The following is a 2,806-nucleotide window of genomic DNA, read 5'->3' as shown; positions in this document are numbered from 1 at the left end:
TGGCCGTTTTCTGTCAGGTCATTTCGTGGTTTCCTTACGCTTTTGGTGCTTGCGGCTGCTGGCGAGGCGGAAGCTTTCGCCATTCATCTCGAGAATGTGGACGTGGTGGGTCAGCCGGTCGAGCAGGGCCCCGGTGAGGCGTTCGGAGCCAAACACCCGGTGATACGGCTGAAATCGATGGGCTGATACGGCATGTAAGTGTGACCTGCCCACGCCATCCACTCTTTGGCGGGCGATTTGAAGTTCTTAGGTTGGTGTCGGATCGCGGTCCTTTATGGGTGACGATCCGGGTGGCCCACGGCGGGCGGAGAAATATCCTTCGCTCTGTCACGGACCTGGCCAACGCTCCGCCTGACTCAAAATCGGCGCCGTTGGTCTCAGGATCTGTCCTCCTGCGAGTCGTTGCGCTCGCAGAATCGTTGCGTCGTCATCTCGAGGATGAGGAGAGCGAGCATGGACACCAGCTCTCGGAAAGTGCGGCCAAAGATCCCGATCTGGCCGGACCTCCCGCCAACAAGCCAGCGTCAGCTGGCGGCAGCGATTGCGCAGGCCCTGTGCTCTTTCCCAACCTCCCGCCACGCCGGTGACGCCGATGTTGAGAGACTATGCCGCTGATGAGCGGGTAAGCGCCGCGCAGCAAGCAAAGCTTGCCTATGTCTATGTTCGTCAGTCGAGCGTCGGTCAGATCCGCCATCACCAGGAAAGTACGACGCTTCAATACCGGCTTGTCGATCGCGCGCTTGGCCTTGGTTGGCCACGCGAGCGAGTTGAGATTATCGATGATGATCTGGGAAAATCGGGCGCAGAGGCCCAGCATCGATACGGCTTCCAACGCCTTATCGCGGAGGTCGGGTTGGGGCATGCTGGCCTTGTGCTCAGCTATGACGCATCGCGTCTCGCCCGCAACAACAGTGACTGGCATCAACTGCTCCAGCTCTGCTCGATGTTCAGCGTTCTCATCGCCGACAGCGAAAGGCTGTATGATCCCGGGCTTTATCATGATCGGCTGTTGCTAGGGCTCTCGGGGATCATGAGCGAAGCCGAACTTCACCAGATCCGCATGCGCCTGCACACGGGGGAACGGCAGAAGGCGGCGCGCGGCGAACTGCGTATCCCGCTTCCGGCAGGGTTGATCTATGCGCCCGCCGGCGGGATCATGCTCAACCCCGATGCCCAGATCCAGGAACGCATCAGCCTTGTGTTCGACAGCTTCATGCGACTCGGAAGCGCAAAGGCGGTGGTGCGCTATCTGCGCCGGGCTGATCTTGCTCTGCCGGTCAGGCCGTTGCGGGGCCCCGCGCCTCACGAAATAGACTGGCGTGATGCGACCGATGGACGGGTGCGCAATATCCTCAAGAACCCCGCCTATGCTGGGGCCTACGTCTATGGACGCCGATGTGCTGCGCCTGAAAGGCGAAGCGAAGGGGTTAAGAACCCGACGCGCGCCGTTCCTCGGGAGCAATGGGAGGTCTGCATCCAGAATGCGCATCCCGCGTATATCAGCTGGGAGACACATATGGCGATCAGCGACACGCTTGCGGACAATGTCGGTAACTTCAAGGCCGGGCATCGCGGCATGCCCCGAAAGGGAAAGGCGCTGCTACAGGGAATTGCAATGTGCGGCAGCTGCGGGCGGCGCATGGCCCTCAACTACTCGGGGCCTGACAGCACCCATCCGGTCTATCGGTGCCGGTCCGAGCGAGCGACCTGCACCGGCCAATATTGCCAAGAGGTCCGTGCGCCGCGTGTCGAGGCTGAGGTTGAACGGCAGCTCCTCGCAGCCCTTGCTCCGGACCGGCTCGCAATCACGCTGGCCACACTCGACGCCATCGACGCCGACATCCATGGCCTTGAGCGCCAATGGACATTGAAGCGTGAGCGGGCAGAATACGAATGTGAGCGTGCCCGGCGACAATACGATGCTGTAGAGCCGGAAAACCGTCTCGTTGCGCGTTCTCTCGAAGCCACTTGGGAAAGCAAGCTGCGCGACGTTGAAAAGATCGAGCAGGACTATCGGCGCTGGAAGAAGGACCAGACGACCGCGCTGAGCGCCGACGATCGCGCCCGCATCGCCGCATTCGGCATCGACCTGCCTGATCTTTGGCAAAGGATCGAAAACAGCCAGCGCAAGGCAATGCTTCGCCTCGTGATCGACAAGGTCATCCTCGATCAGCGTCGGGCAAAAGGCATGGTGTGGATCCGCATCGTCTGGCAGACCGGCGCCGCAACCGAACACTGGGTTATGCGAAAGACCCAATCCTACGCCGAGTCCGCTCATGCCGATGTGCTCGAACAGCGCATCCGCGAGTTCAATGGTGCAGGAATGATGGACGCCAGGATTGCCGACGCGCTCAACGCCGAAGGATTGCGCAACAGCTTGGGTGGTATGTTCGACCATAATACGGTCCACCTATTGCGCCGGCGATGGAACATCCCCACGGTCAAGATCAACGGCGTCGAGCACAACCCACTGCGCTGGTCGGATGGTAGCTACTCCATCCAAGGCGCGGCCCTCGCGCTCGGGATTACAGACCAGACGGTGTTCAAATGGCTGAAGCGGGGTAAGCTTCACGGCCGTCAGCTTGCCAAAGGCCAGCCTTGGCAGGTTGACCTGACGGACCGACAGATCGAGGCGCTGACAGCGCCAAAACAATGTATGAGACGTTCGAGGAAAACAGCATCATGAAACGTTCGGCGAGCCAAACACCGATGTCCACTCATCAAAGGGAAGATTGCTGGTGATCAGCGTGCTGCCGCGTTCGTACCGCTGGCTGAGCACCTCAAACAGCAACTCGCTGCCTACGGC

At 60.5% G+C, this 2,806-nt stretch carries 1 protein-coding gene and 2 pseudogenes; 1 reads left to right on the top strand and 2 read right to left on the bottom strand.

What is annotated here, in order from left to right; all coding sequences use genetic code 11:
• Positions 1–18: 18 nt before the first annotated feature.
• Positions 19–156, bottom strand: a pseudogene (locus tag LH128_RS34190) (ATP-binding protein); the annotation flags it as partial.
• A 436-nt stretch (positions 157–592) separates the two neighbouring features.
• Here LH128_RS34190 and LH128_RS25150 point away from each other — a divergent pair.
• On the top strand, positions 593–2,686 hold the full coding sequence (locus tag LH128_RS25150) for a recombinase family protein (protein ID WP_008832510.1): 2,094 nt from the start codon (positions 593–595) through the stop codon (positions 2,684–2,686).
• On the opposite strand, the pseudogene LH128_RS25145 reads toward LH128_RS25150, so the two are convergent.
• A pseudogene (locus LH128_RS25145) lies at positions 2,684–2,806 on the bottom strand (ATP-binding protein); the annotation flags it as partial. The gene LH128_RS25150 and the pseudogene LH128_RS25145 sit on opposite strands and share 3 nt — an antisense overlap.

Source organism: Sphingomonas sp. LH128, assembly GCF_000293195.2.
In the GTDB taxonomy this organism is placed as follows: domain Bacteria; phylum Pseudomonadota; class Alphaproteobacteria; order Sphingomonadales; family Sphingomonadaceae; genus Novosphingobium; species Novosphingobium resinovorum_A.
This window is presented reverse-complemented; position numbering and strand designations above follow the sequence as displayed.